Below are 14697 nucleotides of genomic sequence, written 5' to 3' on the forward strand. Positions count from 1 at the left end.
GCCGGCAATATCCGTGTGCAGGATCAGCGCAGCGGTGAACGATCCTCGCCGCCGTCGGCCGGCTCGGCGGCGACCGGCCCACCGTTGCTGCGCCGCTGTTCCTCGTAGGTGCGGAACGCCTGGTGGATGTGCTTGCGCAGCTCGTCGTCGTTCCACGGCTTGGTCAGGAACCGGTAGATCGCACCACGGTTGATCGCATCGGTCACCGTGTTCAGATCGGTATAGCCAGACAACACCAGACGGATCGTGTCCGGGTACAGCATCTTCACCCGGCCCAAAAACTCGGTGCCGCTCATGTCGCTCATGCGCTGGTCGGACAGGATCACCTGCACGTCGTTGATCGCCAGCAGATCGAACGCATCGCGCACGTTGCCTGCGGCCAGGATGCGGTAGCCATCGCGGCGGAACAGGCGCACCAGCGAGCGCAGCACGTTTTCCTCGTCGTCCAGCAGCAGCAGGGTGCGGTCAGGGCGGGTTTCGGCGAATGCTTCCGGGCGCAGGTAGCGGCGACGCAGGGTCATGCCCGCGGCATCGGCCGACATCGGCTCGCCGAACAGATAACCCTGGAACACATCGCAGTCATTGCGACGCAGGAAGCCGAGCTGCGCCTGCGATTCCACGCCGTTGGCGATCACCGTCATGCCCAGCTGGTGGCCCATCGCAATGATCGCGCGGGCGATCGCCGCTTCACGATTGCCGGCAGGCGCGCTCTTGATGAAGCTGCGGTCGATCTTCAGCTTGTCCACCGGGTAGCGCACCAGCGCACTCAGGCTGGAATCACCGGTACCGAAGTTGTCCAGGCTCAGGCTGATGCCTTCGTTGCGCAGGTTGGCCAGTGTTTCGTGGACGAAGTTGACGTTGTTGGTCAGGGCGCTTTCGTTGATCTCCAGCGTCAGCATCTGCGCCGGCACGCCAGAGGCCTGGATCACGCCCATGACCTCGGCAAAGAAGTTCGGCCGCAGCAGCTGCAGGGTGGAAACATTCACCGCGATGGTGAAGTCATCGAAGCCCTGGTCGCGCCACAGCCGGGCCTGCTTCAACGCGCCTTCCAGCACCCAGGTGCCGATCTGCACGATGATGCCCAGACGCTCGGCGGTACGCATGAAGCGCTCCGGCACCAGCATGCCCAAGGTCGGTGACTGCCAGCGCAGCAGCGCCTCCATGCCCACCACGTGGCCATCGCGGGCGCTGACCAGCGGCTGGTAGCGCAGCTTCAGTTCGCCATTGGGAATGGCATCGACGATCTGCCGCGCGATGATGCTCTCGCTGTGCGCGCTCGGCGGCGTGTCCACCGCATGGATGCGCACCGCATTGCCACCTTCGCGGGCGGCCTGGTACAGCGCGTCCTCGGCATGGTCGAGCAGGCGCGAGGCATTGCTGGCGTGCTCCGGGCACAGGCTCACGCCCAGCTTGCCGGTCATGAACAGCGTGTAGGGCAGTACCGAGAGGGGCAGCTCCATCTGCTGGCGGATCTCTTCGGCGAAATCCTCGGCCAGCGGCAGATCGGCGGTGCGCGGTACGGCAATCAGGAACTCATCGCTGCCATGCCGCCACAGCATGCCGCGTCCGCGCAGATAGGACTGCAGACGCTGGGCGACCAGCACCAGGGCCTGATCACCGACCTCCGCGCTCATGTTCTCGTTGACCGAGGCGAAGTGGTCGATGTCCACATGCATCAGCATCAGCGGGGTGCCTCCGGAAGCGGCTTCGGCGACCATCGCCTGCAGCTCGGGGTTGCCGGCGCCGAGGCGATCAGGCGCATCATCGATGCTGACCGGGGGCAGGTTGGGGTTCCACATGGGCTCAGTATTCCGCTGACTCGACGGCCGCCGTAACAGCGGCCTGGTAAGGAAGGTGGACATCGACGAGGGTACCGGCGCCATGCGCCGACTCGATCCGCACATGGCCGCCCACGCTCTGCGCGCGCTCGCGCATCACGATCAGGCCCAGGCCGCGCGGGCCATCCGGGTCGAACCCTTCGCCATCGTCACGGATCATCAGGTGCAGCCCGCGCTGGTCGACATCGCGCAGCTGCAGCACCACCTGGCTGGCGCGCGCGTGGCGCAGCACGTTGGTCAGGCTTTCCTGAGCGATGCGGAAACAGGCCTGTTCGATGCTGTTGTCCGGGCGCGTGGGCAGCGATTCGATCTCGGCCTGCAGCTCGACGCTGGACGAGCGGAACAGCACCCGCGCCTGCCAGCTCAATGCTGCCTCCAGGCCCAGTGCATCCAGCTGCGGCGGCCGCAGCAGGGTGGAGATGTCGCGCAGCTTGGCGACGGTGGTATCGGCCAGGCTGACGATCTGCGCCAGGTCCTCGCCGCGCCGTTGCGCATCGTCCTCGTCCTGCGCCGCATAGGCCGAAAGCTTGATCGCGGTGATCGCCTGGCCGATGTCATCGTGCAGGTCGCGCGAGATTGCCCGCCGCTCGTCCTCCTGCAGCGAGAACAAGCGGCCGGCCATCGCCTGCAGCTCGCGGTTGCTGGTCTCCAGCGCACTGCGGGTCTGTTCCGATTCGCTCAGGTCGCGCACGATCAGCAGCTTGCAGTCGCGCCCGCCATAGCGCACGTCGCCCACTGCAAGGCCCGCCTGGAAGCTGCGGCCATCGGCACGCTGCATCGCCACCACACTGCTGTGGCCCGGGCTGTGATGGGGCTGTCCGGCGCGCATCTGCGCGCGCGTGCGGGCCAGATCGGCGCCTGCCACCAGGGCCGACAGCGGTTCGCCCAGCAGCGTGTGGCTGCCGTAGCCGAACAGGCTGGCCGCCCATGCATTGGCATACAGCACATGTTCGTCGGACAGGATCACCACGCCATCGGGCAGTACCCGCACCAGCTCGCGGAACTGCTCCTCGCGTTCGCGCAGCAGGCGCCGCGACTGTTCGCGCTCGGTTACGTCCTGCAGGGTGCCCAGGATCCGGTCACGGCCAGCCTCATCCACACCGCTGGCGGCACGCAGGTGCACCATCAGCGCGCGGCCATCCATTGCCAGGACTGGCAGCAGCACATCCACCTGCACCTGCTCACCCGAGCACAGCTCGGCCAGCACCTGCTCGGTCTGTGCCGCGGTGGCCGGGTCGGCTGCCACCAGCAGTTCGTCGAAACGGTGCCAGCGTCGCGCTTCGGGCGGGCGACGGCCGAGCAGGCGATAGACCTGGTTGGAGTAGCGGCCCTGGCCGGTGGACGGGTCCAGCTCCCACGCGCCGATCCGGGCCAGTTCGTGGGCTTCTTCCACCCGCGCCAGTGCCTGGTCGCGCCGCAGCTGGGCCAGGTCTTCGGCGGTGCGGTCGATGGCGATCAGCAGGCGCGCAGTGTGCCCGTCGTAGTCGATCGCGTTCGAGCGCAGTTCCATCTGCCGCAGGCTGCCGTCGCGCAGCTGCAACTGCGCGCGCAGGATGCACAGCTGCTCGGGTGCCTCGCGGATCTCCTCCAGCTTGGTCTGCAACGCCTGGTCCTGGCCTGGTGGCCAGAGCACATCGATGGTCTGCGTCAGAAGCGAATCGCGGTCCCAGCCGAAGGTGCTGCAGGCGGCAGGATTGGCATCGAGGATGGCCAGCGTGTCCAGGTCATAGACCAGGATCGGGCCCGGGTTGCCTTCGAACATCTGCCGCAGGCGCAGCTCGGAGGCCTGCAGGCGGGCATGGGTGTGCAGCACATGCTCGGCCAGCGGCCGCAGCAGCAGGTACAGCAGGCCCGCGCTGGCCAGGGCGAAGAATGCGCCCTTCACGCTCTGCCACAGTGCTGCCTGTTGCGGGTCCGGCACGAGGGCCGTCACCGCACCGTCGCTGGCGATCATCCACGCCAGCGCCATTGCCAGGTAGCTCAGCACCACGCGCCGACGGTCGCGACCCAGCGCCTGCGCCATCCGCGGGTCGGGAACAGGGGCAGTGCCGGTCGGTTCTACGGGCATGGACAGGGCAGGCAGGAGGGCAGGGATGAGGGGGTGCCGGTCATCTTACCGCGCAGGTGTGCCCTGGCCACTCAATTATCCGCCGCAGGCGCCGTTAACCACTGCGTGCCCCGCTGTCGGGCGTTTCATCCGGAGCAAGATCGCGTGGACCAAGGGATCATCGCCAGCCTGCTGCAGCATCCGCTCGCCTCGGCGCTGGTCATCGTCGACCGTAGCGGTCGCCCGCTCGCGGCCAATCCGGCCGCGCGCGAGCACGGCCTGCCGGCCACGGTGGCCGCCTACGCGCCGATGCTGGAGGACCTGCGCCTGCTGGCCGCCGACGGTGGCATCGTCGCCTGCACGCTGCCGGGCGGCCCACGCGGCCATTACGATGGCCACCTGCGCGCCGTGCATGACGGCAGCGGCAATCTGCTCGCCTTCACCCTCAGCGTGCCCGAGCCGGTACCGATCGACGGCGGTGGTCGCTGGGAGCTGGCGCTGGACAGCGCTGGCCACAGCCTGTGGGACTGGGACATCCCCAGCGATCGGGTGTCCCGCACGCCTGCGCTGGGCGAGGAAACCGCCACCCAGATACTGGCGCGCGTGCACGCCGACGACATCACCCAGGTGCGTGCCGCGCTGGATGAACATCTGCAGGGCGTCAGTGAGCAGTACAGCGCCCAGTTCCGTTTCCGCCAGGCCGATGGCCAGTGGCGATGGGTGCTGGACCGTGGCCGGGTGGTCGCGCGTACCGCCGATGGCCAGCCGCTGCGCATGGTCGGCACCCATACCGACATCGAACAGCAGAAGCAGCTGGAAGCCATGCTGCAGGAGCAGCAGCTGCATCTGCGCGAAGCCCAGCGCATCGCCAGCATGGGCAGCTGGTCGTTCGATCCGCACAGCCGCCATTTCTGGTGGTCGCCGGAGCTGCGCTCGCTGCTGGCGCTGCAGCACGGCAGCATTCCGGGGCAGCGACGCTGGCTGAAGCAGCTGCACCCGCGCTCACGCGGTGCTCTGCGTGCCGCCTGGCGCCGCCTGTGGCGTGATGGCCGGGCTGCCAACATCGAACTGGAACTGACCCGCGGCAACGAACCCTCGCAGCATCTGCGGCTGTGGATGCAACCGCTGCTGGACATGGACGGCCAGCCCAAGCGCTTGCTGGGGCAGGTGCAGAACATCACCGAGCAGCACCAGACCGACGCGCTCATCCGCTGGCGCACCGAGCTGCTCAACCGCGTATCCGCCCTGGGCCGCATCGGCGGCTGCGAGATCGAAGTTGCCACGCGCAACATGCAATGGACCGAGGAGTGCTATCGCATCCACGGCCTGCGCAAGGAGCCGATCACCCTCGACCAGGCGCTCGCGCTGTATGCCGAGGACTCGCGTGCAGCCTTTGAGGCTGCGCTGGGGCGGATCGCTGGGGGCGGCCTGCCCGAGCAGCTGGATCTGTGCTTCTACCGCCAATCCGGCCTGCGCGTATGGGTACAGGTGCTGATCGAACTGGACCGTCGCGATGGACTGCCGCCGCGCTTCGTGGTCCTGTTCCGTGACATCACCCGCGAGCGCGAAGCCAACGAACGCATCGAGCTTCTTGCCCATTACGATCTGCTGACCGGGCTGCCCAACCGCGTCCTGTTGGGTGAGCAGACGTCGGAGGCCATCGAGGAAGCGCGCGATCGCGGTACCTCGCTGGCCATGCTGTTCATCGACCTGGATGGCTTCAAGAACATCAACGACAGCTTCGGCCATGCCACCGGCGATGCGCTGCTGAAGGCCGCCGCGACCCGGCTGCACCAGAACCTGCGCAACAACGACCTGTTCGGCCGTTTCAGCGGCGACGAGTTCATCGTGGTGCTGCGCGACCTGGCGGAGCCGGAAGATGCCGGGCACGTAGCCCGCAAGCTGATCAACTCGCTGGCCGAACCGCTGCGCCGTGGCGACACCACCTTGAAGGTGGGCGCCAGCGTGGGCATCGCCATGCTCGGCGAGAGCCAGACCGACTTCGATTCGCTGCTGCGCGCAGCCGACGCGGCGATGTACGCGGCCAAGGAAGCCGGTCGCAATACCTATCAGTACTACAGCCAGGACGCCTTGGCGCGGATCCAGCGGCGGCTGGAGATCGAGCACGGCCTGCATGGCGCCATCGAACGCGATGAGTTCAGCCTGGCCTACCAGCCGCTGCTGCACGCCCATCACGGCGAGCCGCCGGCGATCGAGGCACTGCTGCGCTGGCATCGTCCGGGCATCGGCTACTGCAGCCCTGCGGAGTTCATTCCGATTGCCGAAAAATGCGGCGAGATCGTCCGCATCGGTGACTGGGTGTTGTCCGAAGCCTGTCGCCAAGCGGCAGCATGGGACCGTGCCGGCCTGCATTTCGAGCGCATTGCCGTGAACGTGTCGGCGGTGCAGCTGCGTGATCGCGGTTTCGCCGAGCGCGTGATCGAAATCTGCCACGCGCACGGCTGGCCGCCGCAGCGGCTGGAACTGGAACTGACCGAGTCTGCCCTGATCCGTGACACCGACATCCTGCGCCACTGCTTCGATGTGCTTGAACGGCATGGCGTGCCGCTGGCGGTCGATGACTTCGGTACCGGCTTCTCCAACCTCAACTACCTCAACCGCTTCCCGGTCGGCCGGCTGAAGATCGATCGCAGCTTCGTGCAGGGCATGCTGCATGATTCCGGTACCGCCGAAGTCACCCAGGCGATCGTGCACCTGGGCCATGCGCTGGGCATGAAGGTGGTGGCCGAGGGCGTGGAAACGCACCAGGAGGAAGACATGCTGCGCCGGCAGGGCTGCGATGAGATCCAGGGCTACCTGTACTCACGCCCGCTCAGCCCGCGCGACCTGGCGCAGTGGCTGCGTCAGCAGCACCTCGCACCAGGCCGCACCGACGCCGCCAGCGAAGTGGTGCTGGCGCGTTGAGGCGCCGCGGCCTTCCTTTGGTGGGTGCCCGCACGGTGCAACAGGTCTTGGTGGGTGCCGACCGTTGGTCGGCACGGTTGCCTGCACGCGCGTCAAGGTGCCTGCTCTCAGCGACGCTCTGCGAGCTCTGCGAGCACATCCAGCGCCTTGCGTTTTACCAGGCTGCTTAGCCGCCAGCCGTACTCTGCTACGGGCTCCGTCGAGGTATAAACCTCTCCGTCGCCCAGTGGCCCCAACATCTCACGGGCTCGCCAGAGCATTGGTTCTCCGTCCTCGGCAAGGACATCCATTTCGGAATCATCCAATGTCAGCAGGAAGTCGTGCAGGCGACTGTTCCGGTCGATGCTGCTTGTTCGGACGGTCATCGCCGCAGGCGCGCACAGGCAGCCTTCGTGCGGCTCAAGCATCAACTCGACGCCGGTACGCTCACCACAAAAGAACATCTGGCCAAACGGCGAAATCGCGTAGGTATGGAAACTGTCCTTGCCCGACAGCGGGCTGTCCGCCAGGAAAACATCGAGCAGGGCTGCATAGTGCTCAGGGTTGACCATCGTCAGTCGATCATCGTGATAGCGCGCAAGTCCGTCGCGCTGCCACAGTGCCAGCAATGCATCCGGAAGCCTGCCCCTCCATAGGGCCAGCGTGGCTTCGGTGACAGGCGATCCTGGAGAGTGGGTGCTGAGTTGATCCAGAACGCTCTTCATGAACGGATCTGGGGCATCGAAATCCGTGGCTGGCGAGCAAGCCTCGGGGCGGCCCCTGGCTTCCGGGTCGTTCGGCAGCAGGTCGAGAAAGGTCAACATCATCTCGGCCCGTGCAAGCTCCGGGTTCCACTCCAGACCTGAAATGACGGTCGCTTTGTCTCCAGAGACAAGCAACAACGTTCCCGCCGGAAGGCTTTGCCATGGCTCGTTCAGCACCAGATAGCGCCGCGGTTCCTGTTCGGCATCATCGTCAAGAATGATGACTGGCGGACCGTCCTGCACACATCCCGCGGCCACCTCGACTGCTGCGTCGATCACACCCGCGTCAGGATCGTACGGGTCGATCGGAGCGGAGTAGGGCTGCTGGAACGCTCCAAATGTCTGCAGTGCCTGCTGAAGCGCCGCGAGGGAGTTGGGATCAATGGTCAATGGGTAGGGTGTTGCCGGAAGCTGCAATGCAACTGAAAGGCAGAGGGCCATGCTGGTCATCGAGCTGCAGTCTTATCTGAACTGGAATCGGCCCATCACGATGAGCGGCGGATTGGCCGAGGTCCATGCAAACAATCCGAAACTGTATAGCTCTCTCGGATCCATCCACGCATGGGGTGGATCTACACTGCTCTGGTAGATGCCGGCCTTGGTGGGCACTGATGCCTGCGCGAGCGTTCATCCACGCATGGCGTGGATCTACTTTGGCGCGGCAACCAGCCGCTGCGGGAGTTCGGACCGCAGCCGTGCGCGCACCGCTTCGACCACGTCTGCATAGCGTCGCCGCTGGATGTAAAAGCCCATATAGAACAGCAGCAGGGCCACCAGCATCGGCCACGCCGCTGGCCGGGCCAGAATGATCGGCACCAGCATCAGCGTCAGGCCCAGCGCGAACCAGCTGCACAGCCCGACCACCCGCACCTCCCGGCGCCGCGCGTCGATCATCACCCGGCCGCGCATCAGCGGAAAATAGCGACCTCCGAAGCTGGGTGCGAAGCTCTCGCGAAAGGCGACACTGCCGTCCGGCAGCGCGCGGAACGCCAGACGCAACCAGGCGTCGGTCGGCAGGTCATGCTCCAGGCCGGCCAGCGAAAGCTGGGCCAGCTCTGCAGGCGTAGCGGCAATGCGTTGGTTGAACAGGACGATGCCGGTACGGAAGAAGAATGGCGCCCACATCACCAGCAGCAGAATTTCGACCAGCAGCAGGGTAATCAGGGCGATGGCCATCGGTCTTCCATGAACGGGACCGGCGCATCATGCCACGGGGAAGTCGCATCCACGCATGGCGTGGATCTACTTCAGCGCATCCCCATCCAGCCCCAGGTCCCAGGCCAACCCCAGCAGGTCGTCGCCGGCCACAACCGGGGCAGGGCGCGCGTCGGCCAGCTTCTGCAGCTCCTGCATTTCTTCCCGGGCCACATCTTCCAGCTGTCGCAGCTGCTCACGGACGCCCGCATTGCGCGGACGCTCGTTCTCGTTGATCGGGGGCAGGGCACGGATCAGGGTCATGGTGCGCTTGCAGGATGCATCCAAAGGCGGGTCACACGCAAAGGCCCCGGCAGAACCGGGGCCTTGCACTCTGCCGGGAGAGGCAGCGGACATCAGGATCAGAACAGCTCGACCGCGCCGGCGGCCATGCTCTGCTGGGCAACCGGCTTGTGCGGCGGGCGTTCCCATTCGCTGCGCAGTTCGCGCAGGCGGTTGCCGGTGCGCTGCAGGGCAGAGGCGATTTCTTCGTCGAACACGCCGCCATTGCGATGCAGCAGTTCCTGCAGGGCCACCGCTTCGCGATTGATCGCGGTCAGGCGGTCCAGGTGGGTATGCACGCCGCCCAGCGCCTGGGTGGCGATGTCCTCAAACTGCAGGGCGCGCACGGCTTCGGCCACACTGCCATCGATCGAGCGGGCGCAGTCGGACACTTCGCGCATGCCGTCGCCCAGCGACGCATTGATCTGCGCCACGTTGTCGAGCATCGCCGCCGCTTCCTGGCGCGCTTCACGGGAGCGGTCCATATCGCGCGAGGCCATGTGCGAAACCGTTTCGCGGACCTTGGCGATGGCGTCCTTGGAGCTGTGTGCCAGCTTGCGGATCTGCTCGTTGAAGGTGGTCGAACGCTCTGACAGGTTGCGGACCTCGTCGGCGACCACGGCGAAACCACGACCGGCTTCACCGGCGCGCGCAGCTTCGATGGCGGCGTTCAGGGCCAGCAGGTTGGTCTGGTCGGCGATCGACTTGACGTCTTCCAGCAGCGCGAAGATGCCATCCAGGTGCTGCGCCATCTGGTCGATGTGCTGCACGGTGGTGCTGCTCTGGCCGCTGACCTGTTCCAGCGCTTCCACCAGCTGTTCCATGCGGTGGCTGGCGTGCTGGGCGAAGCGGGCAACGTCGAGGCCGGCGCCGCCTTCGTCACCGGCGCGGTCGACGATGCGCGACAGCGCCTGGCTCTGCTGGCGCGACTTGCGGTTCATGGCATCGAAGCTGCCACCGAGGCTGGAGACGGCCTGGCGGATCAGGTCGCGGGCGCGTTCCACTTCGCCACGCGAACCGTCGATCTCGTTGCCGACGAAGTTGCGCAGCTCGGTCAGCAGCTGGTCCTGCTCACGCAGGACACGGGCATGTTCCGGCGAGCGGTGCGCCTGGGCGCGGGCGGTCCACCACGCAAAGCCGAGCCAGCTCAGCGTCATCGTGGTCAGGATCGCCCAACGCAGGGCGACCGGCCATTCGAAACCGATGGCGAAGGGGAGCAGCAGGGTCAGAGCCAGGGGGGCGGCCAGACGGATGAAAATGCGTGAGTACATGGACGTTCTCGGGAGGTGCACGGAGGATGTATCGGCCGTACCCCCTTTCTCTTTAACGTCGATGTGCTTTGAAATGCATTCTGAATGCGCCGGTTTTCCGGCGCGGTCGGGCGGTCTGGGGGAGCAGAGCCCTTTCCCTGCGGGAAAGGGGTCCGACCCCGGGCGGTCGGTTGGCGGGGTCGGATCCCTTTTCCACGGAAAAGGGCTCTGACCCACAGCGTCAGGCCAGCTGGCGATCCACCGCCTCGACCATGGCCTTGCGGCTGAGCAGGAAGTCCCAGTAGCTGCCACCCAGCTGCCGCCACAGCACCGCGGCGCGCACGGCGGCCAGCAGCAGCGCGCGGATCTCGGCCACAACGCCAGCCTGGCCGAGGTAGTGCGGGTTGCCCTGCACCATCACCCGCGGCTTGAGGTGACTGATGGTGTCTGCATACAGCCCGCCCAGCGCGGCCAGTACTTCCGGGTGGCCACTGTCACCCAGCTCGGTGGCCTGGCGCTGGGCGCGCTCGATACCCGAGGCGACCTTGTTCACGGTGGCGCCGTCCTGCACGAAGCGTCGCTCCAGCTGCAGTACCGACAGGGCCAGCTTGGGCAGGATCGGATCCTGGCCCTGGCTGCGGAAATAATTGTGCAGCAGGCGCAGGCCGGATTTCAGCGCATGCCGATCCCCAAACACTGCCTGCGGCGAGGATGCATCGATGCGGAACACGCTGTCCACGGCGGTGCGCACGGCGGCGGCGTCGGAATGGCCGGTATCGGCGATACGGCGTACCTGCTGCAGGGCCTGGGCAATGCCGGCCAAAGCCAGAACGCGGTCGTCGACAGTGAAACTCATGCAGCGAGTACCTCAAAAGGAGAAGGGGTGGTGCGCAGGCGCTGTTCCAGCGGCGCGTCGGTGGCGGCGATCACCGCGCCACCCAGGCAGACCTCACCGTCATACAGCACCAGGGATTGCCCGGGGGTGACTGCACGCTGCGGCCGGGCGAAGGAAACCTGCACGCTGCCGTCGTCCAGCACGTCCACCGTGCACGGCTCGTCCGGCTGGCGGTAGCGGGTCTGCGCGGTGCATTCAAAACGCCGTGCCGGTGGCGCGCCGGCAATCCAGTGCGCGGTCTCCGAGCGCAGCCGGTTGGACAGCATCCATGGGCTGTCACGGTCCTGGTCCACGTACAGCGCGTTGCTGGCCACGTCCTTGCCGACCACATACCAGGGAGCGGCAGGGCGGCCGCGCACGCCGCCGATGTTCAGGCCTTCGCGCTGGCCCAGGGTGAAATAGAACACGCCTGGATGCTCGGCGATCACGCTGCCATCGCTGGGGTCGAGGATCTGCCCGGTCTTGGCCGGCAGGTAACGACCGAGGAACTCGCGGAAATCGCGCTCGCCGATGAAGCAGATGCCGGTGGAATCCTTCTTGGCGTGGGTCGGCAGGCTCACGTCGCGGGCAATCCGGCGCAGGTCGCTCTTTTCCAGATCACCAATCGGGAACAGCGTGGCCGCCAGTTGTTCCTGCCCCAGCTGGTGCAGGAAGTAGCTCTGGTCCTTGGAGCGATCGGCACCGCGCAGCAGCAGCCATTGATGCCCGCGCTGGGCAATGCGCGCGTAGTGGCCGGTGGCGATGCGCTCGGCGCCCAGCTCGCGGGCAGCATCGAGGAAGTGCTTGAACTTCACTTCGCGGTTGCACAGCACGTCCGGGTTGGGCGTGCGGCCGGCGGCGTACTCTGCCAGGAAGTGTTCGAACACCCCCTGCCAGTATTCGTTGGAGAAATCGCGGAAATGGAACGGGATGCCCAGCAGCCCGCACACCGCCACCGCATCGCGGCGGTCGTCCTCGGCGCGGCAGTCGCCACTGCCGTCGTCGGCCCAGTTCTGCATGAACAGACCGGCCACGGCCTCGCCCTGCTGTACCAGGCGCCAGGCGGCCACGGACGAATCCACGCCGCCAGACACGCCAACCATCACCCGTGGGCTGCTCATGCGACCTCCCGGACCAGTGCAAGCGGGTAGCGCTGGCCCGCCAGGTAGTCGGCCAGCACCTGCCAGACCAGCGGGCTGCGCTGGCGTCCAGCGGCGGCCTGCAGTTCGGCCGGGGTCATCCACAGCGCCCGATCGATGCCGGCATCCAGCGGCCGCGCCCGGTCATGCGAGAGCGGGCGCGCGGCATAGCAGAAGCGCAGGAACGGGGTGCCGTCCCCGGCGGTCCACTGGTAGCAGCCGATGAAGGCGGTCAGCTCCACCGTCCAGCCGGTTTCCTCGACGGTCTCGCGCAGGGCGGCCGCAGCCAGGCTTTCGCCCGGCTCCAGGTGCCCGGCCGGCTGGTTAAGCACCTGCCGGCCTTCGATGGTCTCTTCAACCAGCAGCACCCGGCCGCCGTCGACCACCACGGTGGCGACGGTTGCGTGCGGTGCCCAGCGCGGGTCCGGCGAGGTGTTCAACTCAGAGGTCGTCCTTCTTGGTCAGCTCCAGCTCCATCGCATCGGCGGTGCGGATGGCCGCATCGATGGCGTCGCTGAGCTGGTCGGCGGTGGCGTCGGCATCGATCTTGACCACGAACATCGCGGTCGACTCCTGCTTCACCCAGCCGCCCATCTTGGCATCCTGCGAGTCTTCCAGCAGGCGGTTGGCCACGGCCACCGGGAACTGCTTGGTCTGCGAGGTGTAACCCGGCGACCAGATCTCACGGATGTTGTGGGTGCCGAAGTCTTCCACCGACGAGCGCACGTAGACGATCTGGGTGCGATCGCCCTCGACGTCGAACACCATCTGGTAATCGCCGTCTTCATCCACCTCGTAGGTGTAGCCCAGCTTTTCCAGATGACGTGCAACGGCCTTGTCGGCCTTCGCGCTGTCAGTGGTGGTCGCAGCGCCAGCGGTGCCAGCGGCAGCCAGGGCGATCAGCAGGGCGGAGAGAAGGGTCCTTTTCATGAAGATCCTGTGAAACCAAGAGTGTGGGAAGGTGCAATTGTGACGGCGGGCGTCCGTGCCGTCCATTCCGCGCAGGGCCTGCGCAAGGCCGACTCACCCCTTATAATCGGCAGATGCCTCGCGAGTCCGCCCCCGATTCCCACCACGAGCACGGCGTTGCCGTGGAGCCCGCGCGCCCGGAAGTGGCGCCGCCGCCGTTCTATCAGGTCATGCTGCTCAATGACGACTACTCCCCGATGGATTTCGTCGTGGACGTCCTGCAGCAGTTCTTCAACATGGACCTGGACAAGGCCACCCAGGTGATGCTGCACGTCCACACCCGTGGCCGTGGCGTCTGCGGTGTGTTCACCCGTGAAGTGGCCGAGACCAAGGTGGCCCAGGTCAACGAGTACGCGCGGATGAACCAGCATCCGCTGCTGTGCACGATGGAAAAGGCCTGACCGCCCACGATCTGTAGAGCCGAGCCGATGCTCGGCTGCTTTCTGCCCGGGCGTATCGACCCCGGATGGAGCGTGCCTACCAAGGTGGGCACCTACCAGGGCAGGCAGAGTGTCACGCCCCCGCCAGCGCCTGCAGGGCCATCCCGGCTACCGCCTCATCGATGTCGGCCGGGTCGCCGTCATCCCGGAACCACACCGCTGACAGCCCGGCACTGGCCGCGATCCAGCGCAGCAGTCGCGTGCGCTCGATATCGGCCAGCCGGCAGACCTGTTCCAGCCGGGCGTGGAAGCGCTCGGGCCGCGTTGCCACGTGGATGCCTGGCCCGCACAGGTCCGGGTTGCTGAACATCGTGGTGTAGTCGAACGCGCGGTCACCCAGCAGCCGCTTCGGGTCGATCGCCAGCCAGCCCCGCGTGCCGAAATCGAGCACGTTGTCGTGATGCAGGTCGCCGTGCAGTGGCCGTATCTCCTGCTCCTCCTCCAGCAGTGCCATCGCCAGCGATCTGCACTGTTCCAGCAATGGCGGCAGCGGCGCCCTTGCCTGCAGCAGATCAGCGAACCATCTACGCAGGCAGACCAGATCTTCTGGCGGCGCGCTCCGTGGCCGGTGCAGCTGCTGCAGGACCTGGCACAGGATCATGGTGCAGGCGTCGTCCTCGCCCTTGATCGAACGTTGCCGCAGGGAGTCGCCGTGCGCCCGTTCGATCAGGATCGCCGGTCCCTCGTGGGCCAGCAGGCGTGCGGCGCCGTCGCCATTCCACCAGCGCAGCAGGCGATGGCCGTTCTGTTCCTCTGTCTCCGTGCTCACCTTCAACATGGCCGCCTCGCCAGAGGCGGTCAGCACCGGGCAGAGCCGGGCATGGGGGGTACGGATCGAAGGACCATCACGTCGCAATCGCCAGCGGCTCAGGTAGGGTTCGCTCATGGTGAGGGTGCTGTCCTGGAGTGAACGATGATCAAGCGGTTCGCACTGCTAACGCCATCTGAACGTCGCAATCCGCTAGGGTGATGGAAATCGCGTAGTCAGGCCGCATA

Annotated in this window: 13 protein-coding genes; 2 read left to right on the forward strand and 11 right to left on the reverse strand. The window is 66.5% G+C overall.

The window, feature by feature from the left end; genetic code table 11:
* Positions 1–23: 23 nt before the first annotated feature.
* Together ACFX4F_RS04275 and ACFX4F_RS04280 are read right to left on the reverse strand one after the other, a co-directional pair.
* Positions 24–1799, reverse strand: a complete 1776-nt coding sequence (locus ACFX4F_RS04275) for an EAL domain-containing protein (protein ID WP_099818411.1) — start codon at positions 1797–1799, stop codon at positions 24–26.
* Between the two features lie 4 nt (positions 1800–1803).
* Positions 1804–3906, reverse strand: coding sequence for a PAS domain-containing sensor histidine kinase (locus tag ACFX4F_RS04280; protein WP_099818412.1), 2103 nt, complete (start codon positions 3904–3906; stop codon positions 1804–1806).
* Between the two features lie 144 nt (positions 3907–4050).
* Between ACFX4F_RS04280 and ACFX4F_RS04285 the strand changes: the two genes are divergently transcribed.
* Positions 4051–6810, forward strand: coding sequence for an EAL domain-containing protein (locus ACFX4F_RS04285; RefSeq protein WP_380652600.1), 2760 nt, complete (start codon positions 4051–4053; stop codon positions 6808–6810).
* A 107-nt stretch (positions 6811–6917) separates the two neighbouring features.
* Here ACFX4F_RS04285 and ACFX4F_RS04290 read toward each other — a convergent pair whose 3' ends face one another.
* The 8 genes from ACFX4F_RS04290 to ACFX4F_RS04325 all read right to left on the reverse strand — a co-directional run bounded on the left by ACFX4F_RS04290 (position 6918) and on the right by ACFX4F_RS04325 (position 13222).
* Positions 6918–8003, reverse strand: coding sequence for a GAD-like domain-containing protein (locus tag ACFX4F_RS04290; protein WP_380652603.1), 1086 nt, complete (start codon positions 8001–8003; stop codon positions 6918–6920).
* Between the two features lie 198 nt (positions 8004–8201).
* Positions 8202–8729, reverse strand: a complete 528-nt coding sequence (locus ACFX4F_RS04295) for a hypothetical protein (protein ID WP_380652606.1) — start codon at positions 8727–8729, stop codon at positions 8202–8204.
* Positions 8730–8795: 66 nt separating this feature from the next.
* Positions 8796–9011 carry a hypothetical protein gene (locus ACFX4F_RS04300; RefSeq protein WP_099818416.1) on the reverse strand — a complete coding sequence of 72 codons (216 nt, stop codon included), beginning with the start codon at positions 9009–9011 and terminating at the stop codon, positions 8796–8798.
* Between the two features lie 98 nt (positions 9012–9109).
* Positions 9110–10300, reverse strand: a complete 1191-nt coding sequence (locus ACFX4F_RS04305; RefSeq protein WP_100465318.1) for a methyl-accepting chemotaxis protein — start codon at positions 10298–10300, stop codon at positions 9110–9112.
* 220 nt (positions 10301–10520) lie between these two features.
* A complete protein-coding gene (gene hflD / locus ACFX4F_RS04310; protein WP_099818418.1) occupies positions 10521–11135 on the reverse strand; it encodes a high frequency lysogenization protein HflD in 615 nt (204 codons plus the stop codon).
* Positions 11132–12274 carry a tRNA 2-thiouridine(34) synthase MnmA gene (gene mnmA, locus ACFX4F_RS04315; protein ID WP_380652611.1) on the reverse strand — a complete coding sequence of 381 codons (1143 nt, stop codon included), beginning with the start codon at positions 12272–12274 and terminating at the stop codon, positions 11132–11134. Before mnmA ends, hflD begins: the two co-directional genes overlap by 4 nt.
* A complete protein-coding gene (locus ACFX4F_RS04320; protein ID WP_099818419.1) occupies positions 12271–12732 on the reverse strand; it encodes an NUDIX hydrolase in 462 nt (153 codons plus the stop codon). The genes mnmA and ACFX4F_RS04320 overlap by 4 nt, the downstream gene beginning before the upstream one ends.
* Before the next feature lies 1 nt (position 12733).
* Positions 12734–13222 carry a hypothetical protein gene (locus ACFX4F_RS04325; RefSeq protein ID WP_099818420.1) on the reverse strand — a complete coding sequence of 163 codons (489 nt, stop codon included), beginning with the start codon at positions 13220–13222 and terminating at the stop codon, positions 12734–12736.
* Positions 13223–13335: 113 nt separating this feature from the next.
* Here ACFX4F_RS04325 and clpS point away from each other — a divergent pair, with 113 nt between their 5' ends.
* A complete protein-coding gene (clpS, locus tag ACFX4F_RS04330) occupies positions 13336–13662 on the forward strand; it encodes an ATP-dependent Clp protease adapter ClpS (protein ID WP_025879127.1) in 327 nt (108 codons plus the stop codon).
* Positions 13663–13774: 112 nt separating this feature from the next.
* On the opposite strand, the gene ACFX4F_RS04335 is transcribed toward clpS, so the two are convergent.
* The gene (locus ACFX4F_RS04335; protein WP_380652616.1) at positions 13775–14587 is read right to left on the reverse strand and encodes an APH(6) family putative aminoglycoside O-phosphotransferase; all 813 of its coding nucleotides are present in this window, start codon (positions 14585–14587) and stop codon (positions 13775–13777) included.
* Between the last annotated feature and the right edge of the window lie 110 nt (positions 14588–14697).

The organism is Stenotrophomonas sp. YIM B13575, from assembly GCF_042787595.1.
Taxonomy (GTDB): Bacteria; Pseudomonadota; Gammaproteobacteria; order Xanthomonadales; family Xanthomonadaceae; genus Stenotrophomonas; species Stenotrophomonas lactitubi_B.

Excerpts from the sequence above, each read along its gene's own strand:
- ACFX4F_RS04280 (WP_099818412.1), bottom strand. The coding sequence starts at position 3,906 with ATGCCCGTAGAACCGACCGGCACTGCCCCTGTTCCCGACCCGCGGATG.
- ACFX4F_RS04325 (WP_099818420.1), bottom strand. The coding sequence starts at position 13,222 with ATGAAAAGGACCCTTCTCTCCGCCCTGCTGATCGCCCTGGCTGCCGCT.
- ACFX4F_RS04305 (WP_100465318.1), bottom strand. The coding sequence starts at position 10,300 with ATGTACTCACGCATTTTCATCCGTCTGGCCGCCCCCCTGGCTCTGACC.
- clpS (WP_025879127.1), top strand. The coding sequence starts at position 13,336 with ATGCCTCGCGAGTCCGCCCCCGATTCCCACCACGAGCACGGCGTTGCC.
- ACFX4F_RS04335 (WP_380652616.1), bottom strand. The coding sequence starts at position 14,587 with ATGAGCGAACCCTACCTGAGCCGCTGGCGATTGCGACGTGATGGTCCT.
- mnmA (WP_380652611.1), bottom strand. The coding sequence starts at position 12,274 with ATGAGCAGCCCACGGGTGATGGTTGGCGTGTCTGGCGGCGTGGATTCG.
- ACFX4F_RS04290 (WP_380652603.1), bottom strand. The coding sequence starts at position 8,003 with ATGACCAGCATGGCCCTCTGCCTTTCAGTTGCATTGCAGCTTCCGGCA.
- ACFX4F_RS04300 (WP_099818416.1), bottom strand. The coding sequence starts at position 9,011 with ATGACCCTGATCCGTGCCCTGCCCCCGATCAACGAGAACGAGCGTCCG.
- ACFX4F_RS04295 (WP_380652606.1), bottom strand. The coding sequence starts at position 8,729 with ATGGCCATCGCCCTGATTACCCTGCTGCTGGTCGAAATTCTGCTGCTG.
- hflD (WP_099818418.1), bottom strand. The coding sequence starts at position 11,135 with ATGAGTTTCACTGTCGACGACCGCGTTCTGGCTTTGGCCGGCATTGCC.
- ACFX4F_RS04275 (WP_099818411.1), bottom strand. The coding sequence starts at position 1,799 with ATGTGGAACCCCAACCTGCCCCCGGTCAGCATCGATGATGCGCCTGAT.